This is a genomic window from Streptomyces glaucosporus (assembly GCF_039533345.1).
GTDB classification, from domain to species: Bacteria; Actinomycetota; Actinomycetes; order Streptomycetales; family Streptomycetaceae; genus Streptomyces; species Streptomyces glaucosporus.
This window is the reverse complement of record NZ_BAAATJ010000026.1, coordinates 47,690-69,118: the sequence shown is the minus strand read 5'-3', so window position 1 is coordinate 69,118 and position 21,429 is coordinate 47,690. Positions and strand designations below refer to the sequence as shown.

Here is a 21,429-nt window from a genome sequence, read left to right as displayed (position 1 = left end):
GGGACCGCGGACTCTCGCGTCGGGGGCGGCCGGGCTCAGGCGGGGTTGCCGCCGGTGGACAGGCCGTAGAAGCGCACCGGTGAGTTCGGGATGAAGCCGATCCGCGGGTACACCGGCGCTCCGGCGGCGGTCGCGTGCAGGGTGGCACGCGTCAGCCCGGTGGCTCGAGCCCCCTCGTGCAGCGCCTTCCGGGTCACCGCCTCGCCGTACCCCCTGCGCTCCCCCCCCGGGGCCGTGGCGACGAGCACGACGAAGAGGCGGCCCTCCGCCTCCACCGTCGCGGCGCAGGTCACCGGGGTGCCGTCCCGCAGGCCCAGGTAGGCGTACACCCGGTCCTTCCACAGACCGGAACCCATGAGTCCGTCCCGGCCGGCCTCCAGGGGGAGGCCGTAGGCGCGCGAGTTGATGTCCGCGTAGGCCCGCAGGTGCTCGTCGGTGGTCACACGCACGAACGTCAGGTCGGGATGGACCGGCTCGGGGACGGGAAGCAGGTCCCCGGCCATGCCGGTGCCGGGGAAGGCGTACGCGAGGCCCGCCCGCTCGGCCGCCGGCCCCAGCGCTGCGCGGGCCTCCTCTTCGAGAAGGTCCTCGAAGACCCACAGGAAGCCCGGGTGCCTCTTCGAGCGCATGATGTCCGCCGCCCGGCCCAGGCGTTGCGCGACGGTCTCCGCGTCCGCGCCGACATCGGTCAGCGTGACGCAGTTCCAGAAGGGGAACCGGCAGTCGGCCCAACGGACGGCGACACCCGGGAGGTCCCGCACGTCCGCGTCCGGGTTCCGGTCGAGCACCATGGCACGCCAGACCACGGTGAGCTGCTCCATCGATTCGACGGAGTCCGCGAGTCCCGTCACCGAACCCCCCTTACGCGGTCGAACGGGCGGAGAACCGATTGGGCAAGGGTATGCCCGTCAGTGGTCCGCCGTGGGCCCTTTCAAGCCAATTGCCCGTCCCGGCCGATGCTCCGGTACTTCCGGAGCGCGGAGCGAGCCGCGACACGGCACCGCGCCGGACCCGCCGCCGGGGCAGGGTCCGCGACACGACGCCCGAATACCGACGGCCGGGGCGGACGGGAACCGGACCCGCCTACCCCGGCCGAGGTGTCTGTCTGTGCTCTTGACCGGCCGGGAGTCAGGAACGCGCGCGCCCCTTCATCCCCTCCACGAACGCGCCCCACGCGTGCTCGGGAAAGACCAGGGCCGGGCCTCCGGGGTTCTTGCTGTCCCGGACGGGGACCGCGCCGGGGAGACCGTCGGCGACCTCGACGCAGTCGCCGTTGTCCGGGCCGCTGTAGGTGGACTTACGCCAGGTAACGCCGCTCAGGTCAAAGTTGGCGATCATTCTCGTAATCCTCCGCCACCGATTCGAGTAGGTCGAGGGACGCGTCCGGCGCCAACGCGGCAGCCCTGGCGAGATCGTATGACCTCCGGCACTGTGCCACCCGAGCCGGATCGTCGATCAGCTCACCGCTGTGGACGCCTTCCGTGTACGCCACGTCGGGCGCGTCGGCAAAGCCCATCAGGGTCAGCATCCCACCCATGGTCGCGTGAGCCCCCGCAGCGTGCGGAACCACTTGCACCAGCACCCTGCCGGACCGCCCCAGCGCGACGATGTGGCGCAGTTGCTCCGCCATGGCGGCCGGGCCGCCTACGACGGCACGGATCACGTTCTCGTTCAAGATCGCCCAGATCATGGGGCAGTCCGGATTGTTGAGGATGTGGGCCCGCTCCAGGCGGTTGACAACACGCCTGTCAAGTTCCTCCGCCGTGTAGTTGGGCTGACCGGCGCGGAGGACGGCGCGTGCGTACGCCTCGGTCTGGAGGATGCCGGGCACCAGCGTGGCCGCGTACGCCTCGATGGTCGTTGCGAGAGGCTCCAGCTCGGCCACGGGCGCGAAATGGTCGGCGAACTGCGAGGTGTTGTCCAACGCTCGGCGCAGCCGGACGAAGAAGCCGTCCGTTCCCAGCGCCGCGTCCAGCCGCTGGGCGTCTTCGAGCCGGGGCTTGCGACGGCCCGCCTCGAAGTGAGCGATCAACGAGGGGGAGCACACCACCTGTTCGCCCAGCGCGCTCTGCGTCAGGCCCGCCGCCTCCCGTCTGCGCCGCAGTTCCTCTCCGAAGAACTGCTTCGGCGACTGCGGTTCCTGACGTTCCTCGGAGCGGCCCATCTGCGCAATGCCCCCTCTTGACTTGTGCTTTGGAGAGCCGGAAGCCCTGTTGAGCGTACCGTCGCCGCAGCAATCTGTGAGTGAGTGGATACGGAAAGCCACCACGCGCAGCACGGGAGCAAGCATGGCGACGTACCTCATGGACACCACGCGCAACCGGATCGGCGAGCTGATGGGCAAGAGCGGCGGACGGTACTTCCTCCGCCCGCCCGGAGGCGGCCGGGAGTGGGAGTGCCTGCCCGAGAACACCCGCCTGCTCACCCCCGAGGAGCAGCTGAGCGCGGGGGTGCGGGTGGCGAACCGGTACAGCCAGGAGCGGTGTCGGTGAGGCCCCGCACCTGGATCACCGGGCGGTGCTGGCTCTACTGCCCCCGCCCGGTAGGCCCCGGCCCCACCCGGGGCCGGGCCGGGGAACCCGTCCCGCCTCCGACGGCGGACGGAACACCAGAGCAAGGAGAGGACATGACGAACCAGACGCGGCGGAACGACGGCGGCGACAAGCTCCCCGGGGAGCCCTACCCCGGCCCGCACCAGCCGCCCACCCCGGACGGCGGACCCGGCGTCCCGAACCCGCCGAAGGCGGTCGCCGGCCGGTGAGCACCGAAGCACGCGAGGAGCGCCCCGGCCGCACCGGGCTGGGGCGCGCCCTCATGGCAGCGGGAATCCTCTCCCCGGACTGGGCGCCCGCCTTCGCGGCCGTGCCGAGGCCGGCGTTCCTGCCGGAGCTGGTCTGGCCGTTCGACATGGACGCGGGACGCAGCGTCGCCGTGTCGAGGACGGCGGACCCGGACGCCTGGACCCGGTACGCCGACGCCGACGTGCCGGTCGTCACCCAGTGGGACGACGGCCGGCACGCCGGCACCGAGCCGGGGCAGGTCCCCACCTCCTCGGCGTCCATGCCGTCGGTGGTGTTCCGGATGCTCCGGGACCTGGACGTGCGGCCGGGCGACCGGGTGCTGGAGATCGGCACCGGGACGGGGTGGAACGCGGCGCTCCTGGCCCACCGCCTCGGCACCGCGAACGTGGTGACGGTGGAGGTGGACGGGGCGGTGGCCGACGCCGCGCGCAGGGCGCTGGACGCCTTCGGCCTGCCCGTCCGGGTCGTCCACGGCGACGGCTCGCGGGGCTTCCCCGACGGTGCGCCCTACGACCGGGTCATCGCCACGTGCGGTCTGCGTTCCGTCCCGTACGCCTGGGTGGAGCAGTGCCGTCCCGGCGGCCGGATCGTGGTCCCGTGGGGGACGCACTACGGCAACGGGGACGCCGTGGCCCGGCTGGTCGTCTCCCGTGACGGGAGGAGCGCGTCGGGGAACTTCACGGGTCCGGTGGAGTTCATGAAGCTGCGGGCCCAGCGTCTGCCGCCCGTGGCCCACTCCGCGTACGTCACGGGCAGTGCGGCCGACGCCGACGAGTCCTCCACCTCGCTGCCGGAGGAGGAGTTCACCGGGGAGCGGTTCGGTGTGCGGCACTTCGCGCTCGGGCTCCGCGTCCCGGGCTGCCTGTGCGTCGCGGCCGAGAAGCGCGACGGGGCCCGGCCGGTGTGGTGGTACGGGCTCACCGACCGGTCCTGGGCCTGCGTGCTGTTCCGCGACGGGGGCACGGCGCGCGTCTGGCAGTCCGGGCCCCGCCGCCTGTGGGACGAGGTGGCGGCGGCCCACCGCTGGTAGGAGGAGCGGGGCAGGCCGGGCTACGAGCGGTTCGGGCTGACGGTCGCCCCGGAGGGGCAGCGGGCCTGGCTGGACGACCCGGACGACTCCTGGCCCGTGTGAGGACGGACCGCGCCGTACCGCCCCGTCCGTCCGCCGGTGAGCGGACGGGCGGGGCGGCGCAGACCTCCTCCGAGCGCTCCGCGGACCACAGTCTCGACGGCGTTGCCCCCTGCCCGTCGACGCGCAGCCCTCCTTGTCGAACCACCGGCCGGGAACGACAGATTCGCTCTCCCACCCGATCGGGACGATCCCCCTACAACGCCGCGCAAAGGTCGGTACTGTGACCCAGGTCATACAAGGGAAAGGAGCCTGAGTGCGTGCCGATACGGTCGACCTGAAGCGGATCTTCGGCAGGGACATCCGGTACATGGTGCCGCTCTTCCAGAGGCCGTACGTATGGAACAGGGACGACAACTGGACCGCCTTCTGGGAGGACATCCGCCGGACCGCCGAGCAGGCCGAGAGAGCGGCGGAGACCGGTGACACCGTCTTTCCGCACTTCCTGGGTGCAGTCGTCTTCGACGAGGCGCGTTACGCCTCGTCGGACCTGGAGGCCCGGCAGGTCATCGACGGCCAGCAGCGGCTCACCACCTTGCAGCTTTTCCTGTTCGCCGCACGCCAGTCCGCCCAGAAGGCCGGTGACGACCGTTCCGTACGCCTGCTCAGCAGGTTCCTGGAGAACGACCCGGACCTGTACGACACCGCGCGCAACCCGGATCACCGTTTCAAGGTCTGGCCGACCAACGCCGACCGGGACGAGTTCCGCTCCGTGATGAGTGGGGAGGAGGGCAAGGGGCGTCTGTCCGAAGCAGTCACCTACTTCCAGCGCGTCGTCAGCGACTGGCTGGAGGACAGTGAGGACCCCAGGCAGAGGCTCGGCAGCCTGGTCCAGACGCTCCGGGAGCACCTGCGGCTGGTCATCATCGATCTGGAGGAACACGATGACGCCCAGATGGTCTTCGAAACCCTCAACAGCCGCGGTACTCCGCTCGAACATGCGGACCTGGTGAAAAACCTGCTGTTCCGTGAGGCCGAGCATGCCGGGGCGGACACCGGCCGCCTGTACAGCACTTATTGGGAGCCGTTCGACCAGGATGAGTGGCGGGTCGACCAGACCACTGGACGCATCACACGCAGTCGGCTCGACGTCTTCCTGACTCACTGGCTTACCATGCGGACCCAGCGGGAGTTCACCTTCCCCGCCCTGTTCAAGGAATTCGAACGCTGGCAGCGTGGGCAGTCGGTGCCGGTCGAGGAGATCTTCACGGAACTCTCCCGCTACGCGGATATCTACGACAGCCTGGAGAACCGTGCATCGGACGGTATGGAAGGCCGCTTCCTGTACCGGATGAAGGTCATGCAGATGTCCACGCCGATGCCGCTGCTGCTGTGCCTGTATGGGATGGGGGAAAAACTGTCCGACCAGCGGCGCGTACGGGTGATCCGGGGCATCGACAGTTACCTCGTACGGCGTGCCATTCTCAATCTCAGCAACCGGGACTACAACCACGTCTTCCGGGATCTCGTCGCCGCCGTGATCAGGCAGCCCGACCAGGCCGACGAGGCGGTCCTCAAGACGCTGGCCGCCATGCAGGGACAGCACCGTCAGTGGCCAACCGACGAGGAGTTCCGGAACGCCCTCGTCCATGACCCGATCTACCAGCGTCTCTACCGCCACCGGGTGCGCATCCTCCTCGAAGCGCTGGAGGACGCCCTGCGCACATCGCTGACCGAGCAGCTCACCGTTCCCGTCGGGGAGAACATCGGGTCCAAGCTCACCATCGAGCACGTCATGCCGCAGAGTTGGCAGGAGAACTGGCCGATCAGCAGTGACGACCCTGACGCGGCTGCCGCCCGGGACGAGATCGTCCACACGCTCGGCAACCTCACCCTGGCGACCGCGAAACTCAACCCGGCCATCGGCAACATGGGATGGCAGGAGAAGCGACAGTGGCTTGGCGAGCACAGCCTGCTACGCCTCACTCACGGCACCCTGCTCAACCCTCCGCCTGGCGCCGAGTTGGAGGACTGGGGGCGTACCTGGGACGAGACCCGCATCATCCGGCGGGGGTCCTACCTGGCCAACCTCGCGCTGCGGGTCTGGCCGTCCGCCAATGAACTCCTCGCCGAGGACATCGGCGAAGGGTGACCACCCGCAGCCCTGCGTCCCGCCCGGGCTCCCACGGGTCCGGTGCGGGACGCAGGGAACAGGCCTGCCTCTGACCCCGGCGTCCGCCCGGTGCGGTGATCGAGGCCCCGCCCGGCGTGTGCGGATCGAACGCCCGTACCGCATACCATCAGCGTAAAAGGTACGTCCGGAGGCCCGCGCCGCCCGACGGCGCCCAGGCGCTCCGGCGACGGACGACGACACTGGTGGGGAATCCACGACGATGACGGCCGAGACGTTCGAGTTCCAGGTGGAGGCGCGCCAGCTCCTCCAGATGATGGTCCACTCGATCTACTCGAACAAGGACGTGTTCCTGCGCGAACTCGTCTCCAACGCCTCCGACGCGCTCGACAAGCTCCGCATCGAGGCACTCCGCGACGACACGCTGGGCGCCGACGTCTCCGACCTGCACATCGAGATCGAGGCGGACAAGGACGCCCGCACCCTGACCATCCGCGACAACGGCATCGGAATGTCGCGCGACGAGGTCGTGGGACTCATCGGCACGATCGCCAAGTCCGGCACCGCGGAGTTCCTGAAGAAGCTCAAGGAGGCCCGGCAGGCCGGCGACCCGGACAAGGCCGCCGCGGCCGAGGGGCTCATCGGGCAGTTCGGCGTCGGCTTCTACTCCGCCTTCATGGTGGCCGACGAGGTCACACTCCTGACCCGCCGCGCCGGGGAGTCCACGGGCACCCGCTGGACGTCCACCGGCGAGGGCACGTACACCATCGAGACCGTGGACGACGCGCCCCAGGGCACGTCGGTCACCCTGCGGCTCAAGCCGGTGGACAACGACAACCGGCTCTTCGACTACACCTCCCCCTGGAAGATCAAGGAGATCGTCAAGCGCTACTCGGACTTCATCACCTGGCCGATCAGGCTGATCACCACGGCCGGTGAGCAGAAGGACCAGGACGGGGAGAAGGACGGCGGGAAGTCCGAGCCGGAGACGATCAACTCCCGGCAGGCCCTGTGGGCGCGGCCCAGGAGCGAGGTCTCCGACGAGGAGTACCACGAGCTGTACAAGCACATCAGCCACGACTGGACCGACCCGCTGGAGACCATCCGCATCCACGCGGAGGGCACCTTCGAGTACCAGGCGCTGCTCTTCTTCCCCGCGCAGCCGCCCCGCGACCTGTTCTCGTCGGGCAGGCGCGGCGTGCAGCTCTATGTGAAGCGCGTGCTGATCATGGAGGAGTGCGAGGAGCTGGTCCCGCCCTACCTGCGCTTCGTCAAGGGCGTCGTCGACGCCCAGGACCTGTCGCTCAACATCTCCCGCGAGATCCTCCAGCAGGACCGCCACATCCAGATGATGCGCCGGCGGCTGGCGAAGAAGGTCCTGTCCACCATCAAGGAGATGCGGGTCAAGCAGCCCGAGAAGTACACCGCGTTCTGGCGGGAGTTCGGCCCGGTCGTCAAGGAGGGGCTGCTGGGCGACTTCGAGAACCGCGACGCGATCCTCGCCGCCTGCTCGTTCGCCACCACCCACGACGCGGAGAAGACGGCGACCCTCCAGGAGTACGTCGAGCGGATGAAGGAGGGGCAGGAGCACATCTTCTACATGACCGGCCCGTCCCGGACCGCCGTCGAGAACTCGCCGCACATGGAGGCCTACCGGGACAAGGGACTCGAAGTCCTCGTCCTCACCGACCCGGTCGACGAACTGTGGGTCGACGCCGTGCCCGAGTTCCAGGGGAAGAAGCTGCGCTCCATCGCCAAGGGCGAGGCCGAACTCGGCACCGAGGAGGAGAAGGAGCAGGCCAAGGCGGAACGCGAGCAGAAGCAGCAGGAGTACGGCGACCTGCTGGAGTGGCTGGGCAAGCAGCTCGGCGACGAGGTGAAGGAGGTGCGGCTGTCCTCCCGCCTCACCACCTCGCCGGCCTGCGTCGTCTCCGACGCCGACGACGCCACGCCCGGCCTGCGGAACATGCTCCGCGCCATGGGGCAGGAGATGCCCGAGAGCAAGCGCATCCTCGAACTCAACCCCGGCCACGGTCTGATCGCCGGCCTGCGCAAGGCCCACGCCGCCGACGCGTCCGATCCGGAACTGGCCGCCATGGCCGAGATCGTCTACGGGATGGCGCTCCTGGCGGAGGGCGGTCGGCCCGACGACCCGTCCCGCTTCACCAAGCTCCTCGCGGAGCGCCTGGAGCGCACCCTGTGACGGTCTGAGCGGCGCGGCGGCCTGAGCAGCGGCACCGGGCCACCGGGCCGGGGCGGATGGCATGCGCCCGCCCCGGCCCCCGTCCGCCGGCGCCGGGAGCCCGTGTGCGCGGTCCCGCCGCCGGAAGGGGCGGATCAGGCGCGCAGGTCGACGACGACCTTGACGTCGTCCGGGCCCTTGTGGAGGGCGTCGGCGAAGTCGTCCATCGGCACCCGGCGGGTGACGAGCCGCTCCAGCCACCCCCGGTCGGCCCGGGCCAGCGCCCCGGCGGCCTGCTCGTAGTGGCGCCGGGCGGCGTTGACGGTGCCGAACAGCACGATGTTCTCCAGCACCATCTCCTTGTTGACCTCGTCCAGCCCGACGGGCACCTTCCGCGAACCGGAGGAGATGCCGGTGAGGCAGACGACCGAGTTGGGCGCGACCGTCCGGGTGAGCTCGAAGACCAGGGGGCCGTGGCCGGTGCACTCGACGACGACGTCGGGCTCCACACCGACGTCCCCCGGCCCCCCGGCGTGGAAGGTCGCGCCGAGACCGGCGACCAGGTCCGGCTTCGGCCCGGTGTCCTTCAGGTCCAGCACGTGCGTCTCCAGCCCGCGCTGGACGCTCATCAGCGCGGCCAGCAGGCCGATCGGCCCGGCCCCGGTGATCAGCGCCGTCCTCGGCCGCCAGGTGGAGCGCTCGAAGATCCGGTCGGTCTGCTCCCACGCCTTGGCCAGCACCGACGCCGGTTCCAGCAGCACCCCCAGGTCGCCGAGGACCGGATCGATCCGGACCGCGTACTCCGGCTCGACGCGCCAGCGCTCGGACCCGAAGCCGTCCCGGCCCTTGATGCCGCGCTCGGTGAACCGGCCGTTGCGGCAGAAGTCCCACTCGCCGCGCGAGCACGGCTCGCAGGGCACCGGGTCGGGCCGCCGCACGATGCCCGCCACGTGGTCGCCGGGGAAGAAACCGGAACCGTCCGGCGCCTCCAGGACCACTCCGAGCGACTCGTGTCCGGCGATCAGCCGGTCCCGGCCCGGCGGCGGCTCGCCGTAGCCGTGCTCCACGATGTCGCGGTCGGTTCCGCAGACTCCCAGCAGACGCCCCTCCACCAGCAGGGAGCCCTCCTCCAGCGGGGGCTCGGGCACCTCCTCGACCCGGATCCGGTCCGGTTCGCCGGGCACCACCGTGATCGCTCTCATCCTGGCCTTCCTGCCGCTTCGGACGTGGTGTGTGGCACCCGCGTTCCCCGTACCGGCCGGGGGAGAAACCGGACGCGGGGGCGGACGGGGGCGGCCGGGGGCGTTCCGGGGCGCGATGATGTACCCCACCGGACCCACCGGGGAGCCGCGCCCGCCGGGCGCGCGGGACGCACGAGGCGTGAGGAGAGGCATGGCCGGCAAGGCGATCAGGACCGTCACGGTGCGCGGGGTGACGATCGGGGAGGGCACCCCGAAGGTCATCGCGCCGCTCACCGGCGGCTCCCCGGAGCAGCTCCGCAGCCAGGTGGACGCCCTCCTCGACGTGCGGCCCGACGCGGCCGAGTGGCGCGTCGACCACTTCGCGCCCCTGACCGACACCGCCGCCGTCACCGCCACCGCGCGGGAGCTGGCCGAGCGGCTGGCGGGCATCCCCCTGCTGTTCACCTGCCGCACCCGGGCCGAGGGCGGCCGGGCGGACATCGCCGACGAGGCGTACGGCGAACTCAACACCGCCGCCGTCCGTTCCGGGCACGTGGACCTGGTGGACGTGGAGTACCGGCGCCGGCCCGACGTGGTGGAGCGGATCGTCGAGACCGCGCACGAGCACGGTGTGCCGGTGATCGCCTCCAACCACGACTTCTCCGGCACCCCCGGCCGGGACGAGATCGTCGCGCGGCTGCGGGAGATGCAGGACCTGGGGGCCGACATCTGCAAGATCGCCGTGATGCCCCACTCGGCCGCCGACGTGCTGACCCTCCTGGACGCCACGCGCACCATGCACGAGGAGCACGCCGACCGGCCCCTGATCACGATGGCGATGGGCGGGCTGGGGCTGGTGTCGCGGCTGGCGGGCCGGGTCTTCGGCTCCGCGGCGACGTTCGGCATGGTCGGCACGGCCTCCGCGCCGGGCCAGATCGACGTGGGGGAGCTGCGCACGGTGCTGGAGGTGCTGGACCGGGCGGTGTGACGCCCGGAGCGCCCCGGTTCGCCGCTGGGCGGAACGCACAGGTCCGCTGAGCGGAGACGCTGTCGCGGTGGCAATTTCCAATACGGTTCCGCTTCTTGACCCCCTGAATGAAACGTTGCAATACTCGGCGCGCCCAGAAAGCGCTTGCCGTACTCCCCGGCGTCACCCGCCGTTCCACCGCTCTTCCCCCGGTCCCGCCGGCAACGGCCGCGGCGGGGCGGAACCGCCCGGCCGGACCGCACGGCGGGGGCCGCGGCCGGCGAGCGCGCACGCACTCCCGCAACGCACCCCCCACACGCCCCCCACAGAAGGAGTCGAAGATGGGAAGCAGAGCCGCGAGATCCCCCAGGAAGCGCGCCGTCGCGGCGGTCGCGGCCGGCCTGCTGTCGGTGGCCGCGCTGGGAACGCTGGCCACGACCTCGGTCGGAGCCGTGGAATCCCGGACGCGCCCGGCGCCGGCCGGACAGGCTCCCGCGGCGGCGCAGGCCGCCGGCACCGCGGCGGCGGCCGCCTGCGGCGAGGGCTCCTACCAGGCGGAGGCGGTGCTGAGCGGCGGCACCTGGACCGCCCGCCGGGGCGGCAGCACCGTCTACACCGGCAGCAGCATGCGCGACGCGATGCAGGCCGCGGTGAACAGCCTCACGCCGAACCGCACCTCCAAGGAGCGCGTGGTCGTGCGCGGTTCGGGCTCGATCAGCGCCGGCACCCGGGTGTCGCTGCCGAGCAACACCGCGATCGACGTGTGCGGCACCGTCGACGTGACCGGCTCCGGCTCCGGCGACCAGGCGCCCATCTACTCCCGCGGCACCTCGAACGTCGAGGTGGGGCACCTGACCGTCACCGGCTCCCCGCGGTACGGGATCTTCCTGCGCAACGTGAACAACGCGGTGCTCGGCCAGATCGACATGCGGCTGTCGGCCGGCCTGGGGATCCGGATCGACAACCACGGCGACCGCTCGGTGCGCTCGCGCAACATCCGCATCGACAACGTCTACATCTCCGGGGCCGGCGACCAGGGCGTGGAGACCTACGGGGTGGACGGGCTGACCATCGGCACGGTCACCACCCGCAACGTCGCCTACTCGGGCCTGCTGCTCAACGACACCGTCAACGCCACCGTGGGCAGGGTCGACGCCGAGAACACCGGCACCGGCACCGGCTACGCGGCGTTCCGCATGGCCAACCGCAACGGCCGGATCGGCAGCGGCTACCCGACCAACATCCGCGTCGGCGAGGTCGTGGCGCGCGGCGGCGGACGCGGCGTGTTCTGCGTCTCCGAGAGCGGCGGCGCCGTCATCGACCGGGTGACGCTCACCAACACCGGCGGCAACGCGATCCTGATCGAGAACTGCTACAACGTCACCATCGCCGGCCAGAGCGGCACGGTCAGCGGCGGCGGCGAGGTCAGGCTGGCGGCCCGCAGCGAGTTCCCGGGCAACCGCGACATCACCCTGCAGAACCTGACGCTGAACAACACCTCGCTGCGGGAAAGCCCCTGCGGCACGAACATCACCTACCGCAACCTCACGCTCAACAACACCAGCCGCAGCACCTGCTGAGCCGGGACGGGCCGGGGGAGCGGGGAACCGGACAGGCACGGAACGCGGGGCCCCCGCCCGCCCGGCTTCCCGGGCGGGCAGGGGCCCCGGTCCGTCCGCCGCCGCGTCCGTCCCCGCGTCCGTCCCCGCTCCCCGCGGACGGCCGGCGGGGGCGTCAGCGGTCGGCCGCACCGCCGCGCAGACCGGGCGGAGCCCTACCCGCTGTGCGGAACGTCCCTGACGAACACGATCCCGTCGCAGTCCGCCAGGTGGGCCGGATCCAGCGGGGCGTAGCCGAACCAGGGAGACACCCGGGGAGCGGGCCGCGCGTCGCCGAGGACGGCGGCCAGCCGGCGGGCGTCGACGAGGCAGTGGTCCTCCGGGAGCGCGTACAGGAGTCCCTCGACGGTGTCCGGCGGCGGGGCGTCCACCCCCTGGTGCCGGATCGTGCCGAGGGCCGTGGCCAGGAAGGCGTACCCCTCGCCCAGACGGGCCTCCGCGATCGCGCCGGCGCCCCACCACTCCACCGGTCCCTGCCACATCCGCATCGTGCTCCTGTGCCGCTGGAGGTGGGCGTTCTGGGCGTGGACCAGTACCGGGCCCCGCTCGGCGAGGGCGAGGAGGTTGCCGGCCATCATCGAGTCCCGCAGCGCGCACAGCCGCGTCATGCGCTTCGGCGAGGCGTCGGCCATCCAGAAGTGGTAGCGCAGCAGGCCGGTGGCGGTGCGCCCGTACAGGCGCGCCCGGTCCAGGTCGTCCCGCGGGGCCGCCGAGGCCAGGTGCGGCGCCTGCGTGTCCAGCAGGGTCACCAGGTCGTCGGCGAGCAGCCGCAGTTCCCCGGCCTCGGGCGTCCGCCCCACGGACCGGGACGGGTCCGTCATCGCGGCGGGGTCGGTCCACCGGTCGTCGGGGCCGGTCAGGCGGTCGAGGGTCTCCGCGGTGCAGGGGAGGAGGTCCGCGTCCACATGGGCCGCGAGGAAGCCGTGGAGCGCGGTGAGGGCCTGGCGGGGGCTCGCGGCGTGGGTGATCTCCAGAGGGCCGTCGAAGCCGGCGAAGCGGACCTGCTCGGACGCGGGCCGGCCCTCGTTGTGGGCGCGCATCCAGCGCACGAGGGCGCGGTTGGCCGCGGACGCGCCCCACCCGTGGCTGATTCCGCGCTCCACGACCTCGTCGAGGGCGCCCCTGCCCGAGGTGACGTGGTCGTCCACGACCAGGCCCGCCAGGCAGTCGCTCTCGATCGCGATCGTCCGGTAGCCCTCCTCCTCGACGAGCTGGCGGAAGAGTTCGTTGCGCACCTCGAGCAGAGCGTCCTCGCGGTGGGCGGGCTCGCCCAGGGCGAGCACCCGGGGCCGTGCCGGGAGCAGACCCATGACGGCGGCGGCGTCGACGGAATGGACGGCTTCCCTGATGTCGGTAACCATGCCGTCAACCGTATCTTTGAACCCTCGGTGGAAACTTTTCCGCGATATCGTCGGGTTCCATGGGGCGAAACCTTCAAAACGGGGAGCGGCTCAGGCCCGTTGACCTGGCGCGCGGGCACGGGCTCTCCACCCAGGCGGTCAGGAACTACGAGGAGGCCGGCATCCTTCCGCCCGCCGACCGCACCCCCCACGGCTACCGCGTCTACACCCCGCTGCACGCGCGGGCCCTGCGCGCGTTCCTCGCCCTGGTGCCCGGCCACGGCCACCGGACGGCGACGTCGATCATGCGGGCGGTGAACGAGGACGCGGCCGAGGAGGCGTTCCGCCTCGTCGACGAGAGCCACGCCCGGCTCCTCGACGACCGCCAAACCCTCCGGGCCGTGGAGAGCGCCCTCCGCGACCTGACCTCCTCCGCGGAGTTCACGCCCGCAGCGCCCGCCGCGGCCCCCGCGCCCGGCGGCACGTTCATCGGGCCGCTGGCGAAGCAGCTCGGGATCCGGCCCGCGACGCTGCGCGCGTGGGAACGCGCCGGGCTGGTGCGCCCGCGCCGCGACCCGCTGACCGGGTACCGCGTCTACGGCGAGGCCGACATCCGGGACGCCCGCCTGGTCCACCAGCTCAGACGGGGCGGCTACCTGCTGGAGCAGATCGTCCCGCTGATCGACCGGGTGCGGACGGCCGGCGGACTGGAGCCGCTGGAGGCCACCCTGTCCGAATGGCACGGCCGGCTCTCCGCCCGCGCACGGGCGATGCTGGCCGGGGCCGCCGAACTGGAGGCGTACCTCCGCGAACGCGAACGCCGCCGGGAGTCCGGGACCGACGGACCCCGGTGACCCGCGAAGGCCCGGCGCGGCGTCCGCCCCCTCTCTCCGAAAACGCTTTCCGCTCTCCGCGGCCCCGATTCCGGGCGGGCGCCCGAAGGAGCCCGGAATCCCGGTGCGGCCGTGATCCGCTCCCGCGCACACTGCTCCGATGAGCACCGACACGCCCCCGTCCCCCCGGGAGAGAGCCCTGCGCCACGTCGCGGCCAGGTCGTCGGGCGGACCGCTGGACCCCCGGTGGCGCCTGACGGTGAACTTCCACCCCGACCGCGCGGCGGGCGGCCGCCCGATCCTCCGCGCGATGGCGGAGGACGGCGTCTACCTCCCGCAGTTCGCCACCGGGACGAGCAACGGCGGCCTGACCGCCCACCCCGGAGGGGACCGGTGGAACTGGGAGAGCCGCATCTTCGGCGGCGCGTACGACCGGGCCGTCCCCCGCGAGCGCCCCGTCTACGGCGCGCTGAACTTCCGGGACAGGGCCGTCGGCGCGGCGCCGAGGTTCGGGTCCTCCCACTTCAGGCTCGCCGCCGCGACCCTGGCACGGGCCACGTTCTGCTACCCCGACAGCGCCGCCGAACCGACCGCCTTCGGCACCGCCGACCGCTGCCCGCTGGTCGAAATGGCCGAGGCCGACACCTCCGACGCCCTGGACGACTACGTCGAGGCGCAGGTGCACGGCCCGGTCCGCTTCGACCGCGACGTCGAGGCCCTGGTCCTGGACCCCTCCTACCGGGGCACGGACGTGGAGGCCGCGGCCCGCGAACTCCCGTGTCCCGTGGAGTGGCACGGCGGATTCCGGCTCACCGTGGAGGAGCTGCGGCGCCACCCGGGCTACAGGGGACCGGAGTACGTCGAGCTGGGCGCGGAGATCGCCGTCGACGGCCTGCTGGACCCCCGGGTCGTCGGGGACGCCGTCCGCACCGGGCGTCACGACCCCCAGGCGCTCAAGAGGGTCTGGCACTGCCTGGCGCGGTTCGGCCCGCCGGCCCCCTACCGCGCCGGGCGGGTCGCGGTCGCCGTGCCCGCACATGACGCGGTGTAACGTTGCAGCGGCCGGCCCGCCGGCCCCTCCCGCCCTTGTTCACCCGAGCTTGTCCCCGCTGAGGAGCACCATGACGTACACCGCCGCGGAGGCCCGGTACGACACCATGCCCTACCGCCGCGTCGGCCACAGTGGACTGAAGCTGCCGGCGATCTCGCTGGGGCTGTGGCACAACTTCGGCGACGACCGGCCGCTGGAGACCCAGCGGGCGATCCTGCGCCGCGCCTTCGACCTGGGGATCACCCACTTCGACCTGGCCAACAACTACGGCCCGCCGCCCGGCGCCGCCGAGGCCAACTTCGGCCGCCACCTCGCCCGCGACCTCCGCCCCTACCGCGACGAGATCGTCATCTCCACCAAGGCCGGCTACCACATGTGGTCCGGCCCGTACGGCGAATGGGGCTCGCGCAAGTACCTCCTGGCCAGCCTGGACCAGAGCCTGAGCCGCCTGGGCGTGGAGTACGTGGACATCTTCTACTCCCACCGCCCCGACCCCGACACGCCCCTGGAGGAGACGATGGGGGCGCTGGCCACCGCCGTCCGGCAGGGCAAGGCGCTGTACGTGGGCATCTCCAACTACAGTCCCGAGCAGACCCGCGAGGCGGCCCGCATCCTGGCCGACCTGGGCACTCCGCTGCTGATCCACCAGCCGTCGTACTCGATGTTCAACCGCTGGGTGGAGGACGGCCTGCTCGACGCCCTGGAGGAGGCCGGCGCGGGCTCGATCGCCTACTCCCCGCTGGCCCAGGGGCTGCTGACCGACCGCTACCTGTCCGGCATCCCCGCCGACTCCCGGGCCGCGTCCGCCAGCCCCTTCCTGACCGCCGAGGGCATCACCGAGGAGACCCTGGAGAAGGTCCGCGCCCTCGACGGGATCGCCCGGCGGCGCGGCCAGTCCCTGGCGCAGATGGCCCTCGCCTGGGTGCTGCGCGGCGGACGGGTGACCTCCGCGCTCATCGGGGCCAGCAGCGTCGCGCAGCTGGAGGACAACGTCGCCGCCATCGGCAACCTCGACTTCACCGACGACGAACTCGCCGAGATCGACCGCCACGCCCGGTAGCCCCGGCGGACGCGGAACGGAACGGCAAGGGACCGGAAGGAGTACGGCGTGGCCATCGCCGTGACGGTCTGGACCGAGTGCGGACCGGACGACGCGGCGACGGCCGCGGCCTACCCCGAGGGCATGCCCGCCGCCATCGCCGCCGGCCTCGCCTCCCGCGAGGGCCTGGACGTGCGCACCGCCGCCATGGACGAGGAGGACCACGGCCTCGGCGGCACCGTCCTGGAGGAGACGGACGTGCTCTTCTGGTGGGGCCACCGGCGGCACGCCGAGGTGCGCGACGGGACCGTGGAGCGGGTGCGCGCCCGGGTGCTGGAGGGCATGGGACTGGTCCTGCTGCACTCCAGCGCCGAGTCCAAGGTCTTCCGCGCCCTGCTGGGCACCAGCGGCAGGATCTCCGGCTGGCGCCACGGCGACCGCGAGGTGGTGTGGACGGTCGACGTCACGCACCCCGTCGCCGCCGGGGTGCCGCAGCCGATGGTCATCCCCGAGCAGGAGATGTACGCCGAGCCGTTCGACGTCCCCGCCCCCGACGAGCTGGTGTTCCTCTCGACCTTCGAGGGCGGCGAGGTCTTCCGCAGCGGGATCGCCTACCGGCGCGGGCTCGGCCGGATCTTCTACTTCAGCCCCGGCCACGAGGAGTACCCCGTCTACCGCCGCCCGGACGTCCGCACCGTCCTGGCCAACGCGGCGTTCTGGGCCGCCGGGCTGGAGACGGGGGCCGCCGCCGCGCCGCGGGCCGTCCCCTGGACGTCGGAGCGCCGCGAGAGGGGCTGGTACGAGCGGTGACGGCGGACCGCGTCCGGTGACCCGCCGGACCGGTGACGGCCCGGCGGGTAGCATGGCGGGCCCGGTCCGCGGGACCCGTCCGCCGGAGGAGACGCCGTGACGATCACCGCCCAGCACCTCGCCGACGCCGTGGACACCCTGGTGCCGGAGGGCGGGCCGGTCATGGTCCACTCCTCGCTGCGGTCGTTCGGCGAGCCCGTCCCGGGCGGCGCGGACGCGGTGCTCGACGCCCTCCTCTCGCGCGGGCGCACGGTGCTGGTCCCCTCCTTCAGCCACTCCCACTGCGGGGTGTGGGCACCGGCGGGGATGCGCCCCGAACGCAACGGCGTCCTCTACTCGGACGACCCCGGCGGACCCGTCCCGTCCGGCGTCCCGTACACCACCGACTGCGGTCTGATCGACGCCGGCATGGGCGTGCTTCCGGCCGCGCTGATCGCCCGCGGCGACGCGCACCGCGGCGACCACCCCGTGGGGTCCTTCGCGGCCGTCGGACCCCTGGCCGCCGAACTGACCGGGGCGCAGAGCCCGGCCGACGTCTACGCCCCCCTGCGGGCCCTGGCGGAGCGCGACGGCACCGTCCTGCTGCTCGGGGTGGGCCTGAACCGGATGACGTCCCTGCACCTGGCCGAGCAGATGGCCGGACGGCGGCTGTTCCTCCGCTGCGGCCGCCTGGCCGACGGCCGGACCGCCCTGGTCGAGGCGGGCGGCTGCTCGGAGGGCTTCCCCCGGCTGGAACCGGTCCTGCGCCCGTACGCGCGCACGGCCTCGGTGGGCGCCTCCCGGTGGACCGCCCACTCGGTGGCGCGGGCGCTCGCCGCCGCGTCGGCCGCCGTCGCCGCCGACCCGGAGGCCACCCGCTGCGCCGACCCCGGCTGCCTGCGCTGCCGCGACGCCGCCGCCGGCGGCCCGCTCGGGACGTTCCCCCTCGGCTGACCCCTCGGGGGCGCCGGCCGGACCGGGCCGTCCGGAAACCGTCCCCCGCCGGGCCGGAGGCGGATACCGTCCCGGTCCATGACCGAACCCTCCTGGCTGAGCGCCACCCGTGCCTCCTACGACGCCATCGCCGCCGACTACGCCGAGTACGCCGCCGCCGACCTGGAGGACAGGCCGCTGAACCGCGCGATGCTCGTCGCGTTCGCCGAGTACGTACGGGCCGCCGGCGGCGGGCGGGTCGCCGAGGTCGGCTGCGGGCCCGGCCGGATCACGGCCTTCCTCCACGGCCTGGGCGTGGACGCCTTCGGCATCGACCTGTCGCCCGCGATGGTCGGCCTCGCCCGGCGGACCCATCCCCACCTGCGGTTCGAGGAGGGCTCGATGACGGAACTGGACCTGGCCGACGGCTCGCTCGCCGGGCTCGTCGCCTGGTACTCCGTCATCCACCTGCCGCCGGACCTGCTGCCGGAGGTGTTCGGCGGGTTCCACCGGGTGCTGGCGCCGGGCGGCCACCTGCTGCTCGCCTTCCAGACCGGCGACGGGCTCCTGCACCTCGACGAGGCGCTCGGCCACGAGGTCTCGCTCGACTTCCACCGCCTGCGGCCCGACCGCGTGGCCGTCCTGCTGGAGGAAGCCGGGTTCGAGGTGCGGGCCCGGATGCTGCGCGAGCCCGAGGAGGAGAGGACCCCGCAGGCCTGCCTGCTGGCCCGCAGGCGGCAGGAGGCGTGACCGCCGGGACGCCGGGACGGGGGAGGGGCCGCCGCGTCCCGCGGGGTGCCGGGAACCGTGCCGGGCGGCGCCGGGAACCGTGCCGGGCCGGGGCGGCTACGACGGGAGCGCACCGCGCCGCCGCAGCAGCGGCAGCACGTGGTCGCGCAGGGCGGGGGAGAGGCGGATCCCGCTCTCGCGGCCGGTGATCCACCGCAGGTCCGCCAGTTCGGCCGCCGGACGGGGCTCGCCCTCGAAGCGCGCCCCGAACACCGTCAGGCGCAGGGGCACGCCCTCCAGCGCGGCCACGGCTTCGACGCGGGCGAGGAGGCGCGGTTCCAGCGGCTCCACGCCGAGTTCCTCGTCCAGCTCCCGCACCAGGGTCTCCAGCGGGCCCTCGCCCGGGCCGGGCTTGCCGCCGGGCAGGTAGAAGACGTCCGGGGCCGCCCTCTTGCTCACCACCAGCAGCCGCCCCTCCCGGACGACCGCGGCGGCGACCACCGCCAGGGGCCGCTGCCCGCCGCGGCCCGGGGAGGGGGCCGTTCCGTCCTCGTGCGCCATGCCGGCGATTCTGGCAGCCGTCCCGCCGCCAGGCCGTCGCTGAGGTCGCGCACCAGCCGGGAGGCGATGCCGTCCAGCCGGGCGCGGAACTCCTCGAAGGCGGTGAGCTGCCGGAACGCCTCGCTGTAGGGCAGCTGCTCGGCCAGGGGGAGGTGGAGGACCTGGAGCCTGCGCACGTCCACCCGTGAGGCGCTGGAGGCGTGGGTGCCCGCCTGCCGCCCGTTGGACGGCGCCCGCAGGCAGCCCGCCAGGAACCAGGCGTCCAGCTTCTCCGGGTCCACGCGCAGGGAGTACAGCTGGGCGCCGAGCACCGTGGGCGGTCCCTGGTGGACCCAGGCGGTGAAGGCGCGGATCACGCCGGCCACCACGACGTCTCCGGGCTCGACGACCACGGCCTTCCGTCCGTCCACCTCGGCCCGGGGGAGCCACCCGGTCGGGCCGCCGCCCTGCACCAGATCCGCGACGGTCAGCAGGGGCAGGCCGTCGCCGGCCGGTTCGCCGCTCATGACCGTCCCGTCCGGCGGCTGCTGGCCGCCGCGCAGGACGAGAGCTCCGGCGCGGGCGAGTTCCCCCACGGTCGTCGTCGGGCGCCTGGCCTCGTCCGCGCCGGCCGGTTCCAGGGCGGCCAGGGCCTTGCCGGTGGTGCGCAGCCCGGCGACGGCCTCGGCGAAGCCCTGCCAGGCGTCCTCCAGCCGGAGGTCCTCGCCGCCCGCGGCGGGGGCGACGTGCCGCCCGGGGGTGAGGTCCACCTCCTCGTCCAGCAGGTCGATGACGGCCATGCGCCGGGCGCCGTCGGGCAGTTCGTCCTCTCCTCGCCCGAACGCCCCGGCTGCGGACCGTACGAAGGCGCCCAGCGCCTCCCAGTCCACACCGCCCTCGCGGCCCGCCGCCTGCTGGGACTGCGACGCGTCGGCCAGCAGTACGCCGGTGGCCGGGGACGGCCCGGTGCCGTCGGGGGCGCGCAGCAGCCACAGGTGGAGGGACACGCTGTGCGGCTGGGCGCAGCCCGGGGGCAGGGCGATGACGGCGTGGAGCAGTCCGGCGCGCAGCAGCGCCCCGCGGATCCTGCGTCCGGCCCTGCGGGAGGCCACGGCGGGCGGCAGCAGCAGCACGGCGGTGCCGCCGGGCCGCAGCCGGGCCAGGACGTGCTGCACCCAGGCGAGTTCGGACTCGGTGCGCGGCGGCAGGCCGTGCACCCAGCGCGGGTCGGTGGAGAGTTCCTCGTAGCCCCAGTCGCGTTCGTTGAACGGGGGGTTGCACAGGGCGACGTCCGCCACGGCCTGTGCGTGCGGGTCGGCCCGCAGCGAGTCGCCCTCGCGCACGTCCGCCGTCACCCCGTCGGTCTCGTCCGAGGCGAAGGCCAGGCGTGCGGCGGCCAGGGCGGCCAGGGCCGGGTCGTTGTCGCAGCCCAGGAGGGTGACCGGGGACGCGCCGGCCGCCGAGGCGGCGCGGGCGGCGGCGTCCAGCAGGTGTCCGGCGCCGCAGGCCGGGTCGAGCACGGTCAGCGGGGCGCCGGGCCGCGGCGGCAGGGCGGTGAGGGCGAGCTCGGCCATCAGGGCCGCCAGGGGGCGGGGGCTGGCGCTGACCTGGCGGACGTGGGCGTCCAGCCAGCGTTGCAGCAGGAACTCGAAGGTCTCCCGAGGTCCTTCGCGCCGCCCCAGGGCCACGGCCTCGCCGACCAGTTCGCGGGCCTGCTCGGACAGTTCGGGGCCGGAGGTCCGGGCCCGGCCGCCGCGCATCCGCCGTCCGGCCTCGGCGATGGCCAGACCGGTCTCGTCCCGGCTGCCGAGGGCCTCGAAGCCGGGCCAGAGCAGTTCCCGGTCGCCGACGTCCTTGAGCTTGCCGTTCTCGCGCAGCCACTGCTCGACCTGGGCGAGGGAGAACAGGGGGCTGGCGTCGGTGCCGCCGATCCGCTCGGGGAACGTGTCGTGGCGGCGCCGCCAGTTGCTGACGGCGGCCCGTCCCACGCCGGCGATCCGCGCGATCTCCGCGAGAGTGACCGGAACTGCGCGTGTGGAAGGCATGGAGGTCTCCGAGGTCGTCGGCGGGTCATCGCGAGCGGCTGTTCGAATTTGAAGGAACGTCGGTCGAGGTGGAGATTCGAACAGCTCGTGTCATTGGGCAGGTTACTACGCTCATTGACTGGGTTCACAAGGTGAAGATGCGTGCTTACGTACGAAAACGCGGGCGAAGGGGAAACAAGG

At 73.0% G+C, this 21,429-nt stretch carries 19 protein-coding genes and 1 pseudogene; 13 read left to right on the top strand and 7 right to left on the bottom strand.

What is annotated here, in order from left to right; genetic code table 11:
* Positions 1-35: 35 nt before the first annotated feature.
* The 3 genes from ABD358_RS22980 to ABD358_RS22970 all read right to left on the bottom strand — a co-directional run bounded on the left by ABD358_RS22980 (position 36) and on the right by ABD358_RS22970 (position 2,278).
* Complete coding sequence (locus ABD358_RS22980; RefSeq protein WP_344633016.1) at positions 36-851, bottom strand: GNAT family N-acetyltransferase; 816 nt, start codon at positions 849-851, stop codon at positions 36-38.
* 277 nt (positions 852-1,128) lie between these two features.
* Positions 1,129-1,338, bottom strand: a complete 210-nt coding sequence (locus ABD358_RS22975; protein WP_344633015.1) for a DUF397 domain-containing protein — start codon at positions 1,336-1,338, stop codon at positions 1,129-1,131.
* Complete coding sequence (locus tag ABD358_RS22970) at positions 1,322-2,278, bottom strand: helix-turn-helix domain-containing protein (protein ID WP_344633014.1); 957 nt, start codon at positions 2,276-2,278, stop codon at positions 1,322-1,324. Before ABD358_RS22970 ends, ABD358_RS22975 begins: the two co-directional genes overlap by 17 nt.
* A gap of 10 nt (positions 2,279-2,288) precedes the next feature.
* Between ABD358_RS22970 and ABD358_RS22965 the strand changes: the two genes are divergently transcribed.
* From ABD358_RS22965 to htpG, 5 genes and pseudogenes are all read left to right on the top strand, one after another.
* Positions 2,289-2,492, top strand: a complete 204-nt coding sequence (locus ABD358_RS22965; RefSeq protein ID WP_344325765.1) for a hypothetical protein — start codon at positions 2,289-2,291, stop codon at positions 2,490-2,492.
* A gap of 134 nt (positions 2,493-2,626) precedes the next feature.
* Positions 2,627-2,761: a hypothetical protein gene (locus ABD358_RS22960; RefSeq protein ID WP_344633013.1), complete on the top strand. Its 135-nt coding sequence runs from the start codon at positions 2,627-2,629 to the stop codon at positions 2,759-2,761.
* Positions 2,762-2,814: 53 nt separating this feature from the next.
* Positions 2,815-3,933 (top strand): annotated as a pseudogene (locus tag ABD358_RS22955) (methyltransferase domain-containing protein).
* 253 nt (positions 3,934-4,186) lie between these two features.
* Positions 4,187-6,022 carry a DUF262 domain-containing protein gene (locus tag ABD358_RS22950; protein ID WP_344633012.1) on the top strand — a complete coding sequence of 612 codons (1,836 nt, stop codon included), beginning with the start codon at positions 4,187-4,189 and terminating at the stop codon, positions 6,020-6,022.
* Between the two features lie 241 nt (positions 6,023-6,263).
* Positions 6,264-8,204 carry a molecular chaperone HtpG gene (gene htpG / locus ABD358_RS22945; RefSeq protein WP_344633011.1) on the top strand — a complete coding sequence of 647 codons (1,941 nt, stop codon included), beginning with the start codon at positions 6,264-6,266 and terminating at the stop codon, positions 8,202-8,204.
* A 134-nt stretch (positions 8,205-8,338) separates the two neighbouring features.
* Here htpG and ABD358_RS22940 read toward each other — a convergent pair whose 3' ends face one another.
* The gene (locus ABD358_RS22940) at positions 8,339-9,385 is read right to left on the bottom strand and encodes a glucose 1-dehydrogenase (RefSeq protein WP_344633010.1); all 1,047 of its coding nucleotides are present in this window, start codon (positions 9,383-9,385) and stop codon (positions 8,339-8,341) included.
* A gap of 190 nt (positions 9,386-9,575) precedes the next feature.
* Here ABD358_RS22940 and aroD point away from each other — a divergent pair, with 190 nt between their 5' ends.
* Complete coding sequence (aroD, locus tag ABD358_RS22935; RefSeq protein ID WP_344633009.1) at positions 9,576-10,352, top strand: type I 3-dehydroquinate dehydratase; 777 nt, start codon at positions 9,576-9,578, stop codon at positions 10,350-10,352.
* Between the two features lie 320 nt (positions 10,353-10,672).
* Entirely contained in the window at positions 10,673-11,911 is a 1,239-nt protein-coding gene (locus ABD358_RS22930; RefSeq protein WP_344633008.1) for a right-handed parallel beta-helix repeat-containing protein, read from the top strand.
* Positions 11,912-12,105: 194 nt separating this feature from the next.
* Here ABD358_RS22930 and ABD358_RS22925 read toward each other — a convergent pair whose 3' ends face one another.
* Positions 12,106-13,311, bottom strand: coding sequence for an erythromycin esterase family protein (locus ABD358_RS22925; protein WP_344633007.1), 1,206 nt, complete (start codon positions 13,309-13,311; stop codon positions 12,106-12,108).
* Between the two features lie 59 nt (positions 13,312-13,370).
* On the opposite strand from ABD358_RS22925, the gene ABD358_RS22920 reads away from it, so the two are divergent.
* From ABD358_RS22920 to ABD358_RS22895, 6 genes are all read left to right on the top strand, one after another.
* On the top strand, positions 13,371-14,144 hold the full coding sequence (locus ABD358_RS22920) for a TioE family transcriptional regulator (RefSeq protein ID WP_344633006.1): 774 nt from the start codon (positions 13,371-13,373) through the stop codon (positions 14,142-14,144).
* Between the two features lie 139 nt (positions 14,145-14,283).
* The gene (locus ABD358_RS22915; RefSeq protein WP_344633005.1) at positions 14,284-15,174 is read left to right on the top strand and encodes a DUF3626 domain-containing protein; all 891 of its coding nucleotides are present in this window, start codon (positions 14,284-14,286) and stop codon (positions 15,172-15,174) included.
* Positions 15,175-15,244: 70 nt separating this feature from the next.
* The gene (gene mgrA / locus ABD358_RS22910) at positions 15,245-16,234 is read left to right on the top strand and encodes an L-glyceraldehyde 3-phosphate reductase (protein ID WP_344633004.1); all 990 of its coding nucleotides are present in this window, start codon (positions 15,245-15,247) and stop codon (positions 16,232-16,234) included.
* Between the two features lie 48 nt (positions 16,235-16,282).
* Positions 16,283-17,023, top strand: a complete 741-nt coding sequence (locus tag ABD358_RS22905) for a ThuA domain-containing protein (RefSeq protein ID WP_344633003.1) — start codon at positions 16,283-16,285, stop codon at positions 17,021-17,023.
* A 96-nt stretch (positions 17,024-17,119) separates the two neighbouring features.
* Positions 17,120-17,956 carry an AAC(3) family N-acetyltransferase gene (locus tag ABD358_RS22900; protein WP_344633002.1) on the top strand — a complete coding sequence of 279 codons (837 nt, stop codon included), beginning with the start codon at positions 17,120-17,122 and terminating at the stop codon, positions 17,954-17,956.
* 78 nt (positions 17,957-18,034) lie between these two features.
* A complete protein-coding gene (locus tag ABD358_RS22895; RefSeq protein WP_344633001.1) occupies positions 18,035-18,685 on the top strand; it encodes a class I SAM-dependent DNA methyltransferase in 651 nt (216 codons plus the stop codon).
* Between the two features lie 96 nt (positions 18,686-18,781).
* Here ABD358_RS22895 and ABD358_RS22890 read toward each other — a convergent pair whose 3' ends face one another.
* A complete protein-coding gene (locus tag ABD358_RS22890; RefSeq protein WP_344633000.1) occupies positions 18,782-19,225 on the bottom strand; it encodes an NUDIX domain-containing protein in 444 nt (147 codons plus the stop codon).
* Entirely contained in the window at positions 19,120-21,249 is a 2,130-nt protein-coding gene (locus tag ABD358_RS22885; protein WP_344632999.1) for an N-6 DNA methylase, read from the bottom strand. Before ABD358_RS22885 ends, ABD358_RS22890 begins: the two co-directional genes overlap by 106 nt.
* Positions 21,250-21,429: the final 180 nt, after the last annotated feature.